Source organism: Leeuwenhoekiella sp. CH_XMU1409-2, from assembly GCF_037029365.1.
Classification (GTDB): domain Bacteria; phylum Bacteroidota; class Bacteroidia; order Flavobacteriales; family Flavobacteriaceae; genus Leeuwenhoekiella; species Leeuwenhoekiella blandensis.
Genome location: NZ_JAYMEI010000003.1, coordinates 226,517 through 244,892 on the forward strand (window position 1 = coordinate 226,517; position 18,376 = coordinate 244,892).

At 41.4% G+C, this 18,376-nt stretch carries 18 protein-coding genes; 13 read left to right on the forward strand and 5 right to left on the reverse strand.

Annotated elements, in window-relative coordinates:
• The first annotated feature begins 29 nt into the window (after positions 1–29).
• The 8 genes from brnQ to WA338_RS04505 all read left to right on the forward strand — a co-directional run bounded on the left by brnQ (position 30) and on the right by WA338_RS04505 (position 5,915).
• Complete coding sequence (brnQ, locus tag WA338_RS04470; RefSeq protein ID WP_272986072.1) at positions 30–1,322, forward strand: branched-chain amino acid transport system II carrier protein; 1,293 nt, start codon at positions 30–32, stop codon at positions 1,320–1,322.
• A complete protein-coding gene (locus tag WA338_RS04475) occupies positions 1,322–1,477 on the forward strand; it encodes a hypothetical protein (protein WP_272986073.1) in 156 nt (51 codons plus the stop codon). Before brnQ ends, WA338_RS04475 begins: the two co-directional genes overlap by 1 nt.
• A gap of 173 nt (positions 1,478–1,650) precedes the next feature.
• Positions 1,651–2,016, forward strand: coding sequence for a hypothetical protein (locus tag WA338_RS04480; RefSeq protein ID WP_272986074.1), 366 nt, complete (start codon positions 1,651–1,653; stop codon positions 2,014–2,016).
• Positions 2,017–2,056: 40 nt separating this feature from the next.
• Positions 2,057–2,491: a hypothetical protein gene (locus WA338_RS04485; RefSeq protein WP_272986075.1), complete on the forward strand. Its 435-nt coding sequence runs from the start codon at positions 2,057–2,059 to the stop codon at positions 2,489–2,491.
• Positions 2,492–2,497: 6 nt separating this feature from the next.
• Positions 2,498–2,866, forward strand: coding sequence for a hypothetical protein (locus WA338_RS04490; RefSeq protein WP_414671894.1), 369 nt, complete (start codon positions 2,498–2,500; stop codon positions 2,864–2,866).
• 137 nt (positions 2,867–3,003) lie between these two features.
• Complete coding sequence (locus tag WA338_RS04495) at positions 3,004–3,810, forward strand: MbnP family protein (RefSeq protein WP_273016744.1); 807 nt, start codon at positions 3,004–3,006, stop codon at positions 3,808–3,810.
• A 49-nt stretch (positions 3,811–3,859) separates the two neighbouring features.
• Positions 3,860–4,915, forward strand: coding sequence for a cytochrome-c peroxidase (locus WA338_RS04500; RefSeq protein WP_272986077.1), 1,056 nt, complete (start codon positions 3,860–3,862; stop codon positions 4,913–4,915).
• Between the two features lie 13 nt (positions 4,916–4,928).
• Positions 4,929–5,915 (forward strand): transporter, encoded by a 987-nt coding sequence (locus WA338_RS04505; protein WP_272986078.1) that lies wholly within the window; start codon positions 4,929–4,931, stop codon positions 5,913–5,915.
• A gap of 119 nt (positions 5,916–6,034) precedes the next feature.
• On the opposite strand, the gene WA338_RS04510 is transcribed toward WA338_RS04505, so the two are convergent.
• The 5 genes from WA338_RS04510 to WA338_RS04530 all read right to left on the reverse strand — a co-directional run bounded on the left by WA338_RS04510 (position 6,035) and on the right by WA338_RS04530 (position 10,455).
• The gene (locus WA338_RS04510) at positions 6,035–6,589 is read right to left on the reverse strand and encodes an HPP family protein (protein WP_272986079.1); all 555 of its coding nucleotides are present in this window, start codon (positions 6,587–6,589) and stop codon (positions 6,035–6,037) included.
• Between the two features lie 240 nt (positions 6,590–6,829).
• Positions 6,830–7,192 (reverse strand): hypothetical protein, encoded by a 363-nt coding sequence (locus WA338_RS04515; RefSeq protein ID WP_272986080.1) that lies wholly within the window; start codon positions 7,190–7,192, stop codon positions 6,830–6,832.
• Positions 7,193–7,393: 201 nt separating this feature from the next.
• Positions 7,394–8,716 carry a sigma-54-dependent transcriptional regulator gene (locus tag WA338_RS04520; RefSeq protein ID WP_009781757.1) on the reverse strand — a complete coding sequence of 441 codons (1,323 nt, stop codon included), beginning with the start codon at positions 8,714–8,716 and terminating at the stop codon, positions 7,394–7,396.
• Complete coding sequence (locus tag WA338_RS04525) at positions 8,716–9,792, reverse strand: sensor histidine kinase (RefSeq protein ID WP_272986081.1); 1,077 nt, start codon at positions 9,790–9,792, stop codon at positions 8,716–8,718. Before WA338_RS04525 ends, WA338_RS04520 begins: the two co-directional genes overlap by 1 nt.
• A gap of 78 nt (positions 9,793–9,870) precedes the next feature.
• Positions 9,871–10,455, reverse strand: a complete 585-nt coding sequence (locus WA338_RS04530) for a hypothetical protein (protein ID WP_272986082.1) — start codon at positions 10,453–10,455, stop codon at positions 9,871–9,873.
• Positions 10,456–10,834: 379 nt separating this feature from the next.
• Here WA338_RS04530 and WA338_RS04535 point away from each other — a divergent pair, with 379 nt between their 5' ends.
• The 5 genes from WA338_RS04535 (at position 10,835) to WA338_RS04555 (ending at position 18,309) form a co-directional block, all read left to right on the forward strand.
• Positions 10,835–13,849, forward strand: coding sequence for a beta-L-arabinofuranosidase domain-containing protein (locus WA338_RS04535; RefSeq protein ID WP_336092259.1), 3,015 nt, complete (start codon positions 10,835–10,837; stop codon positions 13,847–13,849).
• Between the two features lie 169 nt (positions 13,850–14,018).
• A complete protein-coding gene (locus tag WA338_RS04540; protein ID WP_009781761.1) occupies positions 14,019–14,360 on the forward strand; it encodes a hypothetical protein in 342 nt (113 codons plus the stop codon).
• 244 nt (positions 14,361–14,604) lie between these two features.
• Entirely contained in the window at positions 14,605–16,893 is a 2,289-nt protein-coding gene (locus WA338_RS04545; RefSeq protein WP_336092262.1) for a TonB-dependent receptor, read from the forward strand.
• Positions 16,894–16,931: 38 nt separating this feature from the next.
• Complete coding sequence (locus WA338_RS04550) at positions 16,932–17,708, forward strand: DUF4625 domain-containing protein (protein ID WP_009781763.1); 777 nt, start codon at positions 16,932–16,934, stop codon at positions 17,706–17,708.
• Between the two features lie 124 nt (positions 17,709–17,832).
• On the forward strand, positions 17,833–18,309 hold the full coding sequence (locus WA338_RS04555; RefSeq protein WP_272986086.1) for a DUF4625 domain-containing protein: 477 nt from the start codon (positions 17,833–17,835) through the stop codon (positions 18,307–18,309).
• The last annotated feature ends 67 nt before the right edge of the window (positions 18,310–18,376 follow it).

An 18,376-nucleotide genomic window follows, 5' to 3' on the forward strand; every position in this document is an offset into this window, starting at 1 on the left:
TAACTTACGGCTCGAAAGTTACAAGGTATATGCGTTTAAACAAAGAGGTTTTAATAACAGGGTTTGCAATTTTTTCACTCTTTTTTGGTGCCGGAAACCTTATTCTCCCGCCTTATTTGGGTTACACCGGTGGCGATGAGTGGTTTCTAATCGCTTTGGGCTTTATCCTTTCGGCAGTAGTGATCCCAATCTTAGGGATTTTTGCTTATGCACGACTACAAGGCACTATGCTGGATTTTGGAACAAAAGTACATCCTGTATTTAGCACCGTGTTTTGTATTCTCGTTTACCTAGTTGCCGTAACCTTGCCGGGGCCTCGCACCGCTTCGGTCACACACGAGATGTCCATCGCACCTTATTTTGATGTGAGTTCGCTCACGACCAGCGCCATCTATTTTGGTCTGATATTAATTTTTGCCTTAAACCGATCTAGGATTCTGGATATCCTTGGCAAATACATCACACCGCTGTTATTGCTGATTCTCATCACGATTATCGCCATAGCCAGCCTTTCTGAACAACCGGAAGCCACACGTTCTTTCATTATAAACCCTATTCGCACCGGCATCCTTGAAGGATACCAAACCTTTGATGCTATTGGCGCTGTGGTCATTGGTGCTGTCGCCATCATTTCGCTCAACTTAAAAACCTACAGCGATGCCAAGCACAAAAAAACGGTATTGGTCTGGGGTGCGATAATCGCCGGGGCTGGCTTATTACTCATTTATACCGGGCTGATCTATATAGGTTCGCTGTACAATAATGGCTTAAGTGATCCTTCGCGCACCGAATTGCTCTCCTTTTTGAGTTATGAAACTCTGGGAAGCACAGGCAACATACTGCTCTCCATTCTAGTCGCATTAGCATGTTTCACCACTGCCACAGGGATCGTTACAGGAACTGCAGATTTTGCTCAAGGCTTGTTGGGAGGCTCTAAGTTAGCATACACTATAACCGTCATCGCCGGCTGTCTTATTGGGGTGATCATTGGCCAAACAGGCGTCGCGTACATCATTCAAATTGCCGTACCTGCATTGAATTTCATTTATCCTATTGTGATCGTCCTGATCCTTCTCAATGCCTTGCCCGAGCAGTATACTTCAAAAAGAATCTTTAGAATTGTAGTGATCACCACACTGCTTTTTAGCATTCCAGACTTTTTAAAGAGCATCAACATCACGAACCTCGAGCCGGCAAAAGCACTCATTCCACTTGCGGAATATGGTATTTCTTGGTTTTTACCTTCAGTAAGTGCTTATGTTATAGCATTACTTATCGAACGCTTCACACAGCAAGCCGAACCCTTACAAACAGAACATTAATGGCAAAGAAAGGAACTCCGAAGAATGGAAAAAACAAGGCGAAACACACCAAACTGCTTAAGCAAAAGAAGGAAAAATTACGCAAGGAAAAAGAAGCTCGCGCTGCAAAACTTAAAGCCATAATCGAAGCTTCAAAAGCAGATCAAGATCAATAACACTCAAAACACACAGTAAACTGCCTCAAGGCAAGCGCATGAGGTAATGGCTGAAAACGAATTTGCTTTTTTGAGGCAAACCTCGAAATATTAAAATCTTTGGCGGTGCCAATAAATTCCATTATCCCTTAAATTTTACACGCTGTAATTGCTGAGAATCGTATTTTTGCAGGGTGAAAAACCTGGTAATCATATTTGCATTTTTAATGGTCTTGCGTCCTGCTTTTCCATTTTTAGAATATGCATTGGATTATGAGTACATCAGTACGGTTCTTTGTGAGAATAAAGACAAGCCAGAACTTAAATGTAACGGTAAATGTTATTTGATGCAAGCACTCGCAGAAGCTTCAGAAAAAGAGTCTACTCAAAAGAAAAAGAGTACTATGTCTTCAATTGAGTTGCTTCCTTTTATTATTGAAGTAAACGAGCTTACAATCCCAATTGTATTTTCTGAAGAAAAACAAGTTACTTTTTCTTTCTATCCTAATCTTTCCGCTAGAGAAACCGCAACCGGTATCTTCCGTCCTCCTATTGTTTAGTTTACATAAATCTATTTTTATTCAAACTAAACTTTTTACAATGTACATTTTTAATAAATGTCGCGTCGTTTTGTTGTGTGTTCTTATGGCAACGAGCTTGGTTTCTTGTGATGAGAATGCTGAACTACGCGACCAATACAATGCTCTTTTTACTGAAGTTATAGACCTTCATGACGAACTCATGCCTAAAATGAGTAACCTTTCTGAATTTCAAGAACAGCTTGAAGCTGAAGATTCGCTCAATCAGGCAGACCAAGTCATCCTTAGCAACCTTAAAGCAGCAGATACGCGCATGATGGACTGGATGCACGATTTTACAGACACGTATGTAAAAGACCGCACTCCTGTAGCCAAAATGACCGCTCAGGAGCTTGAGCAAGCTATTAAAGGATTACAGGTCGAACTTCAAGAAGTTAAAGACTTACGTGACTTTACGCTGAAAAGCCTGGAAAAAGCTGCAACTACGCTTAACTAAAAACAGTTGAAAATATTCTGGTTTCTTATCACTGCATTGTTGGTGTTTCGCCCTGTAGCGCCCGTAATCGACTATATTTTCAATTATGATTATATAGCCGATGAATTGTGCGTTAACCGTGACCGTCCCGAACTTAATTGTAACGGACGCTGCTACCTCATGAACGCCTTTGCCGAAGAAGCCTCAAAGAAAAAAGATGCGCAGCAACGCGAAGGAAAACTTAATCTTCAGCTGAGCATCACCTATTTTGTATCTGAGACCGATTGGAATTTTGGCCTCTCACAAACGGCTGTAAAAACCCAACCTGCAGATCATTATCTCCTCAAAAAGGTTGAAGGTTTCACTTCAGCTTTGCTTAAACCACCCATTTCTTAATTCTTCACCATACCAAACTGCGCATACAATAATCTTTAGCATATCCTAAAGAGCAGTACCGTAGTGCTTTTGTTCAGGCAAACCGCCTGCAATCGCGCTATGCAATAACATTTTACAGAACATAAAAATATTAAGAAATGAAATCTATATTAAAACTTCAATTAGCAATACTAAGTCTAGTTATCACGTTGAGTTCTTGCTCATCAGACGACGACGCAACTCAAGAGTTATCCGGCGAAAACAACCTCACCATCGAGTTTGACAACAGCGTAAATGGCGATGACCTACTCCTGGGTACTTCAACCTATACCAATAGTAATAACGAGACACTTACCATCAATCGCTTCAATTATATCGTGAGCAATTTTGTGCTTATTGATGCTGAAGGAAATGAATATGTCTACCCAAAAGATGACAGCTATTTTGTGGTTTCTGAAGAAGAAGCGATGAACGAAGTGGTTCTTGAAAACATTCCTGCGGGCGATTATGTCGCCATGCGTTTTGGCGTAGGGGTAGATCAGGAAAAATACCTGCAGGGAGCTGCCGGTCAAGGTGACTTTTTACAAATCGCTGAAGAAATCAATATGATGTGGTCTTGGCAAGCCGGATACAAATTCTTGAATTTTGAAGGTACCTTTACCTCAGCTACCGTCACCGAAACTACTAATTTTCAAATTCACATGGGAAGCCACGGTAGCAGCCTTGACAATTATAAAGAAGTAACTGTTGAGCTACCTACAACGGCTTTAGTGAGTGGCTCACTAAGTCCTATCGTGCACTTTGCTGTAGATGCTAACGAAATTCTAGACGGAAATACTAAAATTCTTCTTTCAGAAAAAGCAGTGGTAATGATCGATGAAGTTAAGAGTCCGCAAATTGCGGTGAACGCTACGGGAATGTTTCGTGTAGACCACGTGCATAACGGCGAAAACATCACGCATTAAAGAGTTCAACAAACGCTGTTGCTGTGCAACAGCGTTTAAAATTTCAATTATGAGAACATATTTAATTAAAATGCTAGGACTGCTATGCATTTTGGTTGGCATCTCGTGTACTGCAGATGATGCTGAACCTTATTATGCTTTAGACGAAAATCTAGAAGTTGTAATTCCTGAAAATTTCCCGGCAATCAATTATGACCTCAGTGCAAATCCACCAACGAAGAATGGCGTTGAACTGGGAAAGAAATTGTTCTATGACGGAAATCTTTCGGCTAACGGGTTTATCTCTTGCGGATTTTGTCACGAGCAGCGCTTTGCGTTTACGCATCACGGGCATCAGTTTAGCCACGGCATCGATGACCTTGAGGGCACGCGCAATGCACCAGCAATTCAGAACATGGCTTTTCAAACTGAATTTGCCTGGGATGGTGCGACATCGCATCTCGATCTGTTTCCCATTATTCCTATCACCAACGAAGTAGAAATGGGAGAAACGATGACCAATGTTTTGAGTAAGCTTCAAGCCGACAGCGAGTATCAACGGCTTTTTGCTTCGGCTTTTGAAGATGCTGAAGTTTCTAATGAAAACTTCCTAAAAGCCCTCGCACAATTTATGGTGATGATGATCTCGTCAAATTCCAAGTACGATAAATATGTTCGCAATGAGGAAGGCGGTGACTTTTCAGCAGTAGAAAAAGAAGGCCTTGCCATTTTTGAAGCTAAATGCGCCTCCTGTCATGCAACCGATTTGTTTACTGACAATTCATTTAGAAATAATGGGCTCCCACCCTATGCGGGCATTGATGACGTTGGGCGCGCTGAAGTTAGCGGAAGCTTAGCAGACAATTATAAATTTAAAGTTCCCAGTTTGCGCAATGTGGCAATTACTGCGCCTTATATGCACGATGGCCGCTTTGGAAGTTTACAGTCGGTACTCAATTTTTACACTTCGGGAGTACAGGAATCTGAAACCTTAGATCCTATTTTAAAACAAAATGATCGTTTGGGAATTGTGCTCACCACAGATGAGCAAGAAGCACTGATCGCTTTTCTAAATACCCTTACCGATAATGAGTTTCTGGAAGACGCGCGTTTTGCAGAATATTAAAATCAATAGAAACATGCTAAAATATATAAGTTCTTGTTTTATACTATTGGCAACTTTAATGGTTAATGCAAATACACCCATTGAAGATCCAATACCTTCGGCTGTTAATCCATTCTACAAATATGATTATGAAGAATGTGATTTTTGCGGCTGCGGAAGCACCGGTGGAGGAATGGGCTACGGCACAATCGGAAATGAAAATTTCATTGGTATCCGTTACATCTATCAGCGCTATCAATCTCGCGACGGAATTTTTAATAACTCGCCTTGGGTTGAAGAGAATTTCAATACGCTACAGCTTTGGGGGAAAATTCCCGTGACTGAAAAGCTAAGTGTAACCGCGATTTTACCTTATCATTTTCATAACCGTAATTTTATTGACGGCTCCTCGCAAAGCATCGATGGGATAGGTGATCTTAGTGTTCTTGCTTTCTATTCACTCATCACTCCTAAAGTAGATGGCCTTTATGCCAATCAGCAAACCACCTTTAAACATATGCTTGAGATTGGTGGTGGTGTAAAAATGCCCACCGGCGCTTACGACCGTGCCAATAATGAAGGTAGTGTAAATCCAAGTTTTCAGGTAGGAACAGGTAGCTGGGATTATGTTTTGGCCGCAAATTATTCGGTGGGATATGAGACTTGGGGATTGGGCGTTCTGGCCAATTATACTTTTAAAACCGAAAATAATGCGGATTATCATTTTGGTAATCAATTTACGTATGGTGTTAATGTTTCTAAAGTATATAACACCTTAAGTATTGATAAGATTATTCCTTACGCGGGATTAGCAGGCGAAATTTACGCCGAAAATGAAAGTTACGGTTTGCCTGTGGCTGACACTAAAGGGAATGTTATGTTTGCCCGATTAGGCGCAGAGATCTCATTCGGAAAATTAGGAACCGGAGTGAATGTTATGCTTCCGGTGCATCAAGATCTCAATGCCGGAAACGTTGAAGCCAAATACCGTTTAGGTTTACACCTAAATTACATGCTCTAAGTAAACAAAACTTGCTAGTTTTAGCTCCTTAGCAGCATAAATAAAAACGGGCTACCGCAAGGTAAAGCCCGTTTTTTATTGAAATTCACCACAAAAATCAATTACCTTTTAAGTAGGTACTATCGCTTTTTAAGCGGATAACTTCTATGCTTGGTAAGATTGTTAAATACGAGTGCTGTGAGGTATAAAATGAGAGCACCGGATAGTACTGGTGAAAGCGCGTAATAATAACCCAGTTCTTTTATTTTGGATGTTCCTATAATTGCAATGAGCGCCGTGGCTCCACCGGGAGGATGTAGTGTTTTTGTGAATTGCATCGCTAAAATAGATAACGCAACTGCAAGTGGTGCTTCTATCCAAACAATATCAGGAATCCACTTGGCTACACTCACACCAATAAGTGCTGAAATCAGGTGACCTCCTAAAAGGTTACGCGGCTGTGCCATCGGACTATTTATCGCCCCGTAGACTAGCACACTTGATGCTCCAAATGAGCCTATTAAAAATATGTTTTCAACTTCTAGCAAATAACGCGACTGAATATAGGCAATGATCCCAATCCCCATAAAAGCGCCTAGAAATGACCAGAAATACTCTTTGTAATCCACAAAGGTTTCTCGGTAAATAATATATTTCGAAATTCTAAACGTGCGTTTTACCGTCTTTTTAGGCATTAGTATTCTTTTCTTCTAGTTCAAAAAGAAACCCACTCCCAGACAGGTAATCCCTACAACACGCTGTCAGGAATGGGTGGTTTAATTCAAAACAAAGCTTTAAGCAAAGAGCTCGTAAAAAGTGAGAGAAACGCGCCCGTTATAACAGAAGATTCCAAACTGCCTTAACAAGCGCACACTAACTAACTGACTATATGTTTCTCTCTTTTTCGTTTTAGTTTATGGCTAATTAACTAAACACTACTTCAACCTAAGCTCTCCGGCAGCAAGCGCTTCCTTAAAATCTACACTTACTGTATTTACGGTATTGAAGAATTTTTTTCCGTTTGCGAGCTTTACATCAACTTTTGCGATACAACCATTCTCCATAGTCACATCGGTCACTTCAACTTCTTGATTGATAAGCGCTCGATAATTTGCAATCCCACCGCGTTTGATAATGAAGTTGCTTTTTGGGAAGTTTATGTGATCGTATGAACTGTGTGCCGGTGCGGCGATTTTTAAAACATCTCCTGCTTTTACTTTTGGCGTCTCGCAAGTTTCTTGTGCGTTTGCGGTTACAGTTCCCAGTGCCAATGCGGCTATTAAAAATAAAGTTTTCATAGTACTGATTTTTATAATTATTATGTGTTTGACTTTCTTACCTATATAAAAGCAAGGCATATGCCAACACCATAAAAACTAATCAAAACTATGTTTCAAAATACTGATAAACAGTATTTTAAACTTTGTCAAGCTTGTTAAACTGAAGAATGAATTCGGATATTTTTTACACAAACCGGGTAAAAACGAACCGTTTTTGAGTTAAGATTCATCAAGTTTGTTCCGCAGGGTTTTGCGGGTAATTTGAAGAATTTCGGCAGCTTTGGTTTTATTGTTTCCCGTAGACCGAAGCACTTTCTTAATATATTCCCGTTCCATTTGTGCCAAAGAAACCAATTTATGTTCCGGCATTTCCAGGCTGTACTTTAAATGATCAGGAAGATCTTTTATCGTCACCATTTTATCGCACATAATCACCGCGCGCTGAATCACATTCTCCAATTCGCGTATATTCCCGGGCCACGAGTAGCGCTTTAAAACTTCAAGCGCTTCTGGATCAATCCGTACAAACCGATCTTTGTATTCAACCCCATATTTAAAAAGGAATTTATCTACCAGCAAAGGGATGTCACTCATACGCGCTCTTAAAGCCGGTAAGGGAATTTCAACAACACTCAAACGGTAATACAAATCCTCTCTAAAGGTTTGCTTTTTGATCATTTCCGGCAGGTTATTGTTGGTTGCCGCAATAACTCTTACATCAATCTTTTCAGGCTTTTGAGCCCCAACACGAACGACTTCTTTTTCCTGCAACACTCTAAGCAGTCTTGCTTGAACCGCCAGAGAGGCATTGCCTATTTCGTCTAAAAAGATCGTTCCGCCCTGCGCGGCTTGAAACGCACCTTTACGATCTTTATCTGCACCGGTAAAAGCACCTTTGGTATAGCCAAAAAGTTCGGCTTCAAGAAGGTTTTCGGGTATTCCGCCACAATTCACGGGAATAAAAGGTGCGCTGCTAAACTTGCCTTCATAATGAATCGCACGCGCCACAAGCTCTTTACCTGTACCGCTTTCACCATTGATAAAAATAGTTGCCTTATTGTCTTTTACCCTGTCTATAATTTGAAGTACTTCTTCGATCTTTTCTGAAGCGCCAATGATCTCTCCCTGATGTTTAGATTTGGGAACAGTATTTTTTACCGGCTCTTTAGAAGCTTTAGGCAAAGCTTTAGCTACGGCTGCCTGCAATTCGCCTTTGGTAAAAGGCTTCGTAAGGTATTCTACCACACCAGATTTGATCGCTTTTAAAGAATCTTGTACCGAAGGAAACCCTGTAACCACCAGTTTTGGCAAATCTGGATAATGCTCAGAAACAAATTTAATAAGCTCAAATCCATCAATTTGTGGCATTTTTAAATCGGTGATCAACAGATCTATGTGTGTATCTTTTAAGATCGCCACCGCTTCTTTTACCGAAACCGCTCTGTAGGTATGATAATTCCAGCTGTGCAGATGCCGCTGCAGCAACTCTAAAATGTGCAAATCATCATCTACGATCAATATATTTTCTTTACGTAATCTCATTATTTGGGTAAACTTACTTTAAATACAGCGCCTTTGGTTTCATTATTTTTTGCTGAAATGCTTCCGTTATGGCTGGTGACAATACCGTGTACCACGCTCAATCCCAGTCCGGCTCCAGAACCTGTAGGCTTCGTTGTAAAAAAAGGTTGAAACACTTTTTCAAGCCCTTCTTCTGAAAGTCCCGGTCCTTCATCAAAAATTTCCAAGTAAATATTCTTTGCATCCTGACTCACCCTGATCTGAACCAAACCATCAGGCGGCGAAAAATAGATGGCATTGATCGTTAAATTAAAAAGTATTTGCGTGAGCTGTACCGTATCTACGTGCAGCAACATTTCTTCATCTTCGATGTCTACACTATAGCGCACATTTTCTTTTCTAAACGTGGCATCGAGCAAATTGATCGCTTCTTTAACCTGCGGCACAATGTTAACCAAGGTTTTTTCCTGAGGCATGGCTCTTGAAAAAAACATCAACTTCTTAACCACCTCTCGAGAAAAGATGGCGTTTTTGATGATTTTATCTAAGTCTGCACCGGCAGCGGTATTTTCTTCTAAATCATCTTTGAGCAATTCGGCAAAGCCCAGAATATTGGCCAAGGGCGTGTTGAGTTCGTGTGCGATTCCTGCGGTTAACTCCCCAATGATCGCCAGACGATCGGCGTGCTCCATCTGTTGGCGTAAACGCGCTGCATTTTGTTTACTTGCCACACGATCCAGATAGTCACCAATTTTAATTCCTATATTATCAATAAGCGGCTGTTCTTCGGTTAAAAAATCGAGGGATTCATCATTCAAATACACTTTTATAAAGCCATCAAATTCATCAAAGACTTTAATTTTTGTAGCGAGGTATTTATCGGTTAAAATCGTGCCTGTTGCAACTTTATAATCACCCTGCTTGATGACGACTTCTGTAGCTTCGGGGTATTGAAATCCTATTTTTATACTGTCTGCGATGGCTTGAAACGTTTGCAGATGCTCTTTAGGATCGGCATCAACCAAAATCGAAGAGACTTCATACAAACACGTCAATTCTTTAATACGTTCTTTTAATGCTGCTTCTACTGAATTCATCAAATCAAAAATAGATATCTTACTAAGTTACTCAACCTTTTTACATTATAAGAATCAGCAGGTTGAAAGCCACAAAATTTAAGATGCTTTTGCATTCTTTTTGGTCTTATAAAAAACAAGCACTTGTAGCGCAACACCGATGCAAATGAGGAAGAAAATCTCAAAATTTGCCATAAGTGCACTTACATTGAGTGATTTCTGTGCGCTTTTAGTAAGGTTACGACTTTCGGTGATCTGAATTTCAGACAGTTCTTGCAAATATCCTTTGAGCTGAACGATTTGATCACGATGCATTTTAGGGTTTTGGTGAGCAACTGCTTTAGCTTCCATTTTTTCCAACTCCTTAAATTCTTCCTTAAAGCGCTCTAGTAATTCGGCTTCTGAACGCGTCAACTTTGTCGCTTCAAAGGAGGCGATGTATTCGTTTATTGAAGTATTCCATTTTTGTACAGCGGCATTTTGCTCTTGCAGGTGATTCAATTCTTTTTGATGTAAGGCTTCGGCAATAGAAAAGATATAACCTTGCACCATCACTCGATCTTTATAAACCTCGTTAACCGTTTTTTGTGCAGTTTCAAAATGATGCTGATCGATACGGTTGGTTGCCAAAACCATTAAAAACACCACCGCAAGCGCCATAATTGTATTCAAACGATTTCCCATAACTCTGTTTTTAAGCATTTTATAAAATAAGCGCTATTCATAAATCAAAAAGTTCACCAGAATAAAACCTTTATAAATAGATATCTGATTTACAGCTATTTAAATAAAAAAAGCTGAGAAACACTCTATATGTCATTGAGCAAAAAATACCCGTTTCGGGTAAAAAGTAACCGGTTGTTTACTTTCTTATTTTGAAGTGGTTGACATTGATGACTGTAGTTTTTGCTAAAAAAATACCAGTATTGACTAAGTTATACGCAAAACCTGTTATTTCAACACATTATATTTACGGCATTGCGTCTGAAGCTGTTTACCGCATTGTGGGTTCAAGCGCTTAGGCTATTATTAATTACAACCGGTTTAACAAGATTTGATCTTTATGAAACGCTTACAACTTACCTATCTTTTTTCCTTGCTCTTTTTTGTACTAGGCATCTCAAACAGCACCGCCCAAAGCGGAGATCAAATGCTGGACGGCATCGGAGAAACCGGACTTATCGCACGCTATATATTTGACGAGAATACCAAAGACTGGTCTCGAAATAACCTGCACGCTTCGACCAATGCAGAAGAAGTGAATTTTGTAGTCAACGCACAATTTGAGCAGGCGCTTCAATTGACTGGCGAAACATATTTAAGCCTTCCTCAAACGACACTAAACACTATAGAATCTTTGTCAATATCCGCTTGGGTTCAGTTAAATACTATTAAAAAGGGACAGCAACTGTTTGATTTTAGCAGTTCGTCAAACACCCATTTTTCGGCAGAAACAGCAGTTGATGAAACAGTTAAAATAGGTTTAAAGCAAGGCTCCAAAAGCATTTCGGCGTCTATTCCTGATGTTGTTCCAAACGAATGGCAGCACCTCGTGATCGTCCTTGATTTTACAACACAAAATCTTGAAACCTACCTCAACGGAAGATTGATCGCAAAACAACCTACTGCCACACTCGACCTCAATTCTTTTTTTGATACCGAAAGCAATAAGCTTAGGCTTGGTAAGAACGTAAATGGATTGCTTCATGACTTTAGAATCTATCGTATTCCGCTGCAGCAAAGTCAAGTAAAAAGCATTTACAACAATGCTCTGGGCAAAGAAGAAACGGTAGTAAATGAGCGTCACGAACCCGAAGATAACCTTCAAGTCTTTGATAAAGATGTTCCGCAGTTGTACAACCAGTATCTCTCAGGCGTTGCTGACGTGACGGTAGAAACCGTTGTTGGGCAATTACCGCGTTTACCGCGCTTTGTAGATGCCACCTACAAATTACCGGTGAACACCTCTCAGGTTCGCGTGATCTGGCCGGCACCAAAAGATAACAGCAGCGTACTTCAACCGGGACAGTATGAAATTACAGGAAGCGTTTCTGGCACCAGCTTTAAGCCAAAAGCTACTGTGCTTGTAAAAGCGGCGCAACCAAGCAAAACTCCTATGCGCAAGCTAACTTCTTTTGCATTAGACGAAGTAAATCTTAACAACACCAGCTTGGGCGATCATTCAAAATTTATTGAAAACCGCAATAAGTTTATAGACACCCTTGCGCAAACCAATCCTGACTCTTTTTTGTATATGTTTCGCAATGCTTTTGGTCAGGAGCAACCCGAAGGAGCGACACCACTTGGTGTTTGGGATACACAAGAAACCAAACTACGCGGTCACGCTACGGGGCATTATCTAACCGCTATTGCTCAAGCCTATGCAAGCACAGGCTACGATAAAGCCCTTCAGAAGAATTTTGAAGACAAGATGAATTATATGGTAAATACGCTTTATGATTTATCTGAATTATCCGGAAAACCTAAAACTGAAGGTGGCGCGTATGTTGAAGATCCGTCATCAGTACCTCCTGGTCCCGGAAGTACTGCGTACACTTCAGATTTGAGCGAAGACGGCATTCGCACCGATTACTGGAATTGGGGTAAAGGCTTTATCAGCGCATATCCGCCAGACCAATTTATTATGCTGGAACATGGTGCGAAATACGGAGGACAGGAAACTCAGGTTTGGGCGCCGTATTACACGCTACATAAAATTCTTGCCGGACTCATTGACGTTTATGAAGTAAGCGGAAATCCTAAAGCGCTTCAAGTAGCAGAAGGAATGGCAGCTTGGGTACACACCCGTTTGAGCAAATTACCTACCGATACTTTAATCACAATGTGGAATACCTACATCGCGGGAGAGTTTGGTGGTATCAACGAATCCCTAGCGCACTTGCACCGCATAACCGGTAAGTCTGAATATTTGGAAACCGCCAAACTTTTTGACAACATCAAGGTGTTTTACGGCGATGCCGAACACACCCACGGACTCGCAAAAAATGTTGACACCTATCGTGGATTACACGCCAATCAACACATCCCACAAATCATGGGTGCTCTAGAATTGTATCGCAATTCAAACAGTCCGGAGTATTATCACATCGCAGATAATTTCTGGTATAAGACTAAAAACGATTATATGTACAGCATAGGCGGTGTTGCCGGTGCGCGCAATCCTGCCAATGCAGAATGTTTTGTGGCACAACCTGCAACCTTGTACGAAAACGGACTTTCAGCAGGCGGACAGAACGAGACTTGCGGCACTTACAATATGCTTAAACTTACCCGCGGACTCTTCTTCTACAATCAACAACCCGAGTTGATGGATTATTATGAGCAAGCATTATACAATCAAATTCTTGCTTCGGTGGCAGAAAACAGTCCGGCGAATACCTATCATATTCCTTTGCGTCCGGGCTCTAGAAAGCAATTCAGCAATGCAGATATGAGTGGTTTTACCTGCTGTAACGGTACTGCCATTGAGAGCAGCACCAAGCTTCAGAATTCGATTTATTTTAAAAGCGTAGACAACAAAGCCCTTTATGTAAATCTCTTTGTACCTTCAACCTTAACCTGGAAAGAACAGGATGTTGTGATCACGCAAGAAACTTCATTCCCAAGGGAAGATCACACGAAACTTACCGTAAACGGAAAAGGAAAATTTGAGCTAAATCTTAGAATTCCGGGTTGGGCGACAGCCGGCGTAGCACTTAAAATAAACGGGGAAACTCAACAATTAGCCATTGAAGCAGGAAGCTACTTAAGCCTTGACCGAAAGTGGAAAGATGGAGATACGATCGAATTAAAAATGCCGTTCACCTTTCATCTGGACCCGATTATGGATCAGGAAAATATCGCGAGTCTTTTTTACGGTCCGGTACTTTTAGCTGCACAAGAAGATGCACCAAGAACCGATTTTAGAAAGATTACCCTCAACGCCGAAGATCTTGGCAAAACCATCACCGGTGATCCTAAAGCCTTAGAGTTTACCATCGATGGCACTACATTCAAGCCCTTTTTTGAGACGTATGAGCGTCACTCGGTATATCTTGATGTACGTCTAAAAAATTAAAGACGCATCTAAAAAAAATCAATTCAACTCAAAAAGCTGATTTACTTTTAGTTGAAAAACAACGAGAACGTTATAGCAAGAAGCACAATTTTTTTGTGATTCGCGTAAACAAAAATTAATCGTGTAATGCGGAAGCTCGTATTTAGGGAATTCCTACTTTTACAAACCTATGAAGTACTCTTTTCTCAAAGAGTACTACGTTAAACGCACCATGAACGCACGAATAAAACAGAGTCTTTCGCTTTTATTCCTGGCCTTTTTTCTTACTACAAAAATGGCCGGTCTTCATGTGCTTACCCACGATGATTCAGACCTAAAAGAAGATTGTGCCATTTGCCACGTTTTGGTCACAGATCATCAGACTGCAATAGTTTTACAAGATGCAGAAGAATTTGTTCCTGCAACCTGCTATCCTGTTTTTCAAGAAAAGCAGCACGTAAATCCTACGGTATCGTACAAAGGAAGTTTACACTCCTATCATCTATTCTCCCGGCCTCCCCCGGTAGCTTAAACCCTTGTCGTTTTTATTTTTCTATTGCAACCTTGATACCATAGCTATCGAGGTAACGCATTGTATTGGTTTTAAACCAAGAACACGCATCGTGTCTTTATAAAAGCGACAAGCCTGCATTTTCTTAGCTCCTTGCACTTCAGGGAAGTTTCTAACATCATCACTTTTACACATGTTATTTAGACTGCTGGTACTATGTACAGGCCTAGGGCTTGGCACATACTCCTTTGCACAACAAACCTCAATGATACAAGGTTCTGTTGTAGACTCCATTTCTCTAAAACCACTTTCCGGGGTGACTATTCTGGGAACAGACTCCTATGCTGTCACCAATGCTTTGGGCGAATTTCAACTGAAATCTCCTAAGAATTCTCAGGTTTTTGAAGTTTCGCATTTAGGTTACACTTCCGCGAAATTCATCCTGGACTCCAATCAAAGCGCACCGCTGGTCATCAAGCTAAAACCCAGCAGCACCGCGCTTGACGAAGTTTCGGTACAAGGAAAAACATACAAACGCCTCGAAAAAGAATCGGCTACGGTTTCAGTATCTGTAGATGAAGAATTTCTTCACGCCAATCGCGAAAACAGCCTGATGCAAACCCTGAGAAAAATTCCCGGCGTGAGCACGATGACTATCGGCTCGGGACAATCTAAACCTACAATCCGGGGACTTGGGTTCAATCGGGTTAGCGTAGTGCAAAACGGGATCAAGCACGAGGCCCAACAATGGGGCAGCGATCACGGCCTTGAGATCGACCAATACGACATACAAGACATTCGCATCATTAAAGGACCGGCCTCCTTGATGTACGGTTCTGATGCCATTGCGGGTGTCGTTGACATTCAACCGTCAAAAGCTCCGGCGATGCATTCGTTTGGCGGTGAAGTCAATATTCTGGGCGAAACCAACAACGACCTTCTCGCAGTCTCAGCCGGAGTACAAGGCAGAAAAGAAAAATGGTATTATCGCGCGCGGCTTACCTATCGGGATTATGCCGACTTTAAAGTACCTACTGACCGCATCAATTATGAAAATTATGTCTTTGAGCTGTATGATAACGACTTGAGAAATACCGCCGGTCGTGAAGCTAACGGAAGCTTCAGCTTTGGGTATGTGAGCGACAACTTCAGGTCTGAAACTTTTGTAAGTAACGTCAATGCAAAAAACGGATTCTTCGCCAACGCACACGGACTTGAAGTGCGTACTTCCAGCATTGATTATGACGCGTCCAATCGTGACATCGACCTCCCCTTTCATAAAGTAAATCACTTTAAAGTCACCAATAATACCACGATAAACCTGGAGGAACACACCTTGCATTTTGATCTGGGCTACCAAAACAACCAGCGCGAAGAACATTCTGAACCGGTGCCGCACGGCTATATGCCCAAGCCTCCAAATAGCAGAGAACGGGTGTTTACAAAAAACACCTACTCCCTAAATGCTAAAGATATTTTTCAGCTTGAAAAACACACGCTTTCCGCAGGAATCAATACCGAATTGCAAAACAACAACATTGGCGGCTGGGGATTTTTGATCCCGGCGTATGACCGTTATTCTGCAGGAGCCTATGTATTTGATCATTTTGAACTTACTGAAGATTTGCATGTACAGGGCGGACTGCGTTTTGACGCGGGACGCGTAGCAACCAAATCCCATTATGACTGGTACCGCTCGCCACGCGACAATCCCGATGGATCAACCTCTAACATATACCTACAACACGCCGAAAACAGAACGCTTGATTTTGGGAGTTTTAGCGGTTCGCTGGGCATCAGTTACATTAACGGCAACACCAATTATAAACTGAACGCCGGTAAGAGTTTTAGAATGCCCCTCGCACACGAACTCGCTTCTGACGGAGTGAATTACCATATGTATCGCTACGAACGCGGAAATCTTAATCTCGATCCTGAAGCTTCCTACCAACTAGATGCCGAAGTAACACATACTTCCGGCAGGTTCAATTTTGGGGTAAGTCCGTTTCTCAACTACTTTGAAAATTACATCTATCTCAACCCGACTTCAAATTATTTTGAAACGCTTCAGATCTATGAATACACACAGGCTGAAGTGTTCCGAACCGGTGGTGAACTAACTGCCTGGATGCAGGTTAACCAAGATTTTCGCTTAGACGCTTCCGCAGAATATGTGTACTCCAGACAAACCAGCGGTCCAAAAGAAGGCTTTACGATTCCGTTTTCTCCGCCGTTGATCGGGATGCTTTCAGCAAATTATATTCTGGGCAATTGGAGTCTTTTTAAAGACGTGAATCTTAATGCCGATTTGCGTGTTGCTACAGCACAAACAGACATTGTTCCGCCGGAAGAAATCACAACGGGTTACCAAATGCTCAACCTCGCGGTGATGAGTAAACTCAACCTGTTTAACAGTCAAAAACCTGCTTTACTACGTGTAAAACTCAACAATGTTTTTGATACAGCATATTATGATCACACCAGCTTCTACAGGCTCATCGACGTGCCGGAAGCCGGCCGAAACCTATCGGTTTCACTAACCCTGCCTTTTTAAACACTTTTATTAATCTATAAACACTAAATCTAAATTTTATGAAACTAAACATTAAACACTTAGCACTTTTTGTACTCTCGGGCATCACTTTGAGTTCGTGCAGTGATGACGACAACGAACTAGTCGTAGAAGAAGCTCCTGTGATCTCAAACTTCGAGTTTGGAGAAGGAAGCACACACGGGGATGAGCAGGTGGCTTACAAAGGATCTGACATTCACTTAGAAGCAGAAATTGTTGCTGAAGCGACCGTAAGCAGTATTGCATTAGAAATTCACGCACACGACCTGGAATTAGGTGAAGGTGAAGAAGAATGGGACCTTAACCAAGTGTATACAGATGCTGATTATCTTGTGATCAATCCTACTTTTCACAAGCACGTAGAGGTACCTGCAAATGCACCGGCCGGAGAGTATCATATTTCTTTAACGGTAACCGACGCTAACGGAAACAGTACAGAAGTAGAAGGTCATCTTCACGTAGAAGACCCGATCACAACAAGCGACCTATCTATCGATGAAAGTGTAGCGCGTGGTAATGATTTTCACGCAGAATTTTTGATCGAAGCGGTACACGGGGTACATAACATCACCGTTGACATTCACGCGCACGGCCTGACCGTAGCTGAAGGTGAAGCAGAATGGGATTTTGAGCAAATTTTTGAAGAAGGTTACCACGGGGAAACGTCAGTAGAATTTCACGAGCATATTGATGTTCCTGCTACTGCGCCAGTAGGTGAATACCACATGGTTATCACTATTGAAGATGAAGAGGGTAACATCTCTGAGATTGACACGCATCTTGACGTGACTGCCTAAGCGCTATTAAAAATTAAATGCCTGCATTTTTGCGGGCATTTAGTTTTCATTGGCTTTTTGACACCATTAAGCTGATTTTAAACTCAGCACACCACTCTCGATCATCGAGAAAAAATTGAATTTTATGAGAAGAATAGCTTTTATAACACTCGTGTTCAGTAGTCTTTTTATCGCATCATGTTCGTCAGATAATGATTCGGTTAGAGATGAAGAACGCCCAACGATCACCATAAATTACAACGCCGGTTTTCCGCAAGCTTGTGAAACATTACAACGTGGCGAGACCTATACCTTTACTGCCAGAGTAACAGACAACCAGGCACTAGCCTCTTACAGTCTTGATCTACATCACAACTTTGATCATCATACACACGACGATCAAGGTGCTACTTGCGACCTGGAACCCGTTAAAACTGCGGTAAATCCCTTAATTTATATGGAGAATTTCAGTTTAGCTGACAGACCGACGGAATATGAAATTCAAATTGAAGTGAGCATTCCTGAGGATATTGACACCGGCGATTACCATTGCTCCTATTCGGTAACTGATGAAACCGGTTGGCAAAGCCGAACTTCAGTTGACATCAAAATTGTGGAATAATTGACTAAATAGCATTTGTTTATCATTTCGTTTTTCAATTCAACTACAATACAAACCATCTCAGGAT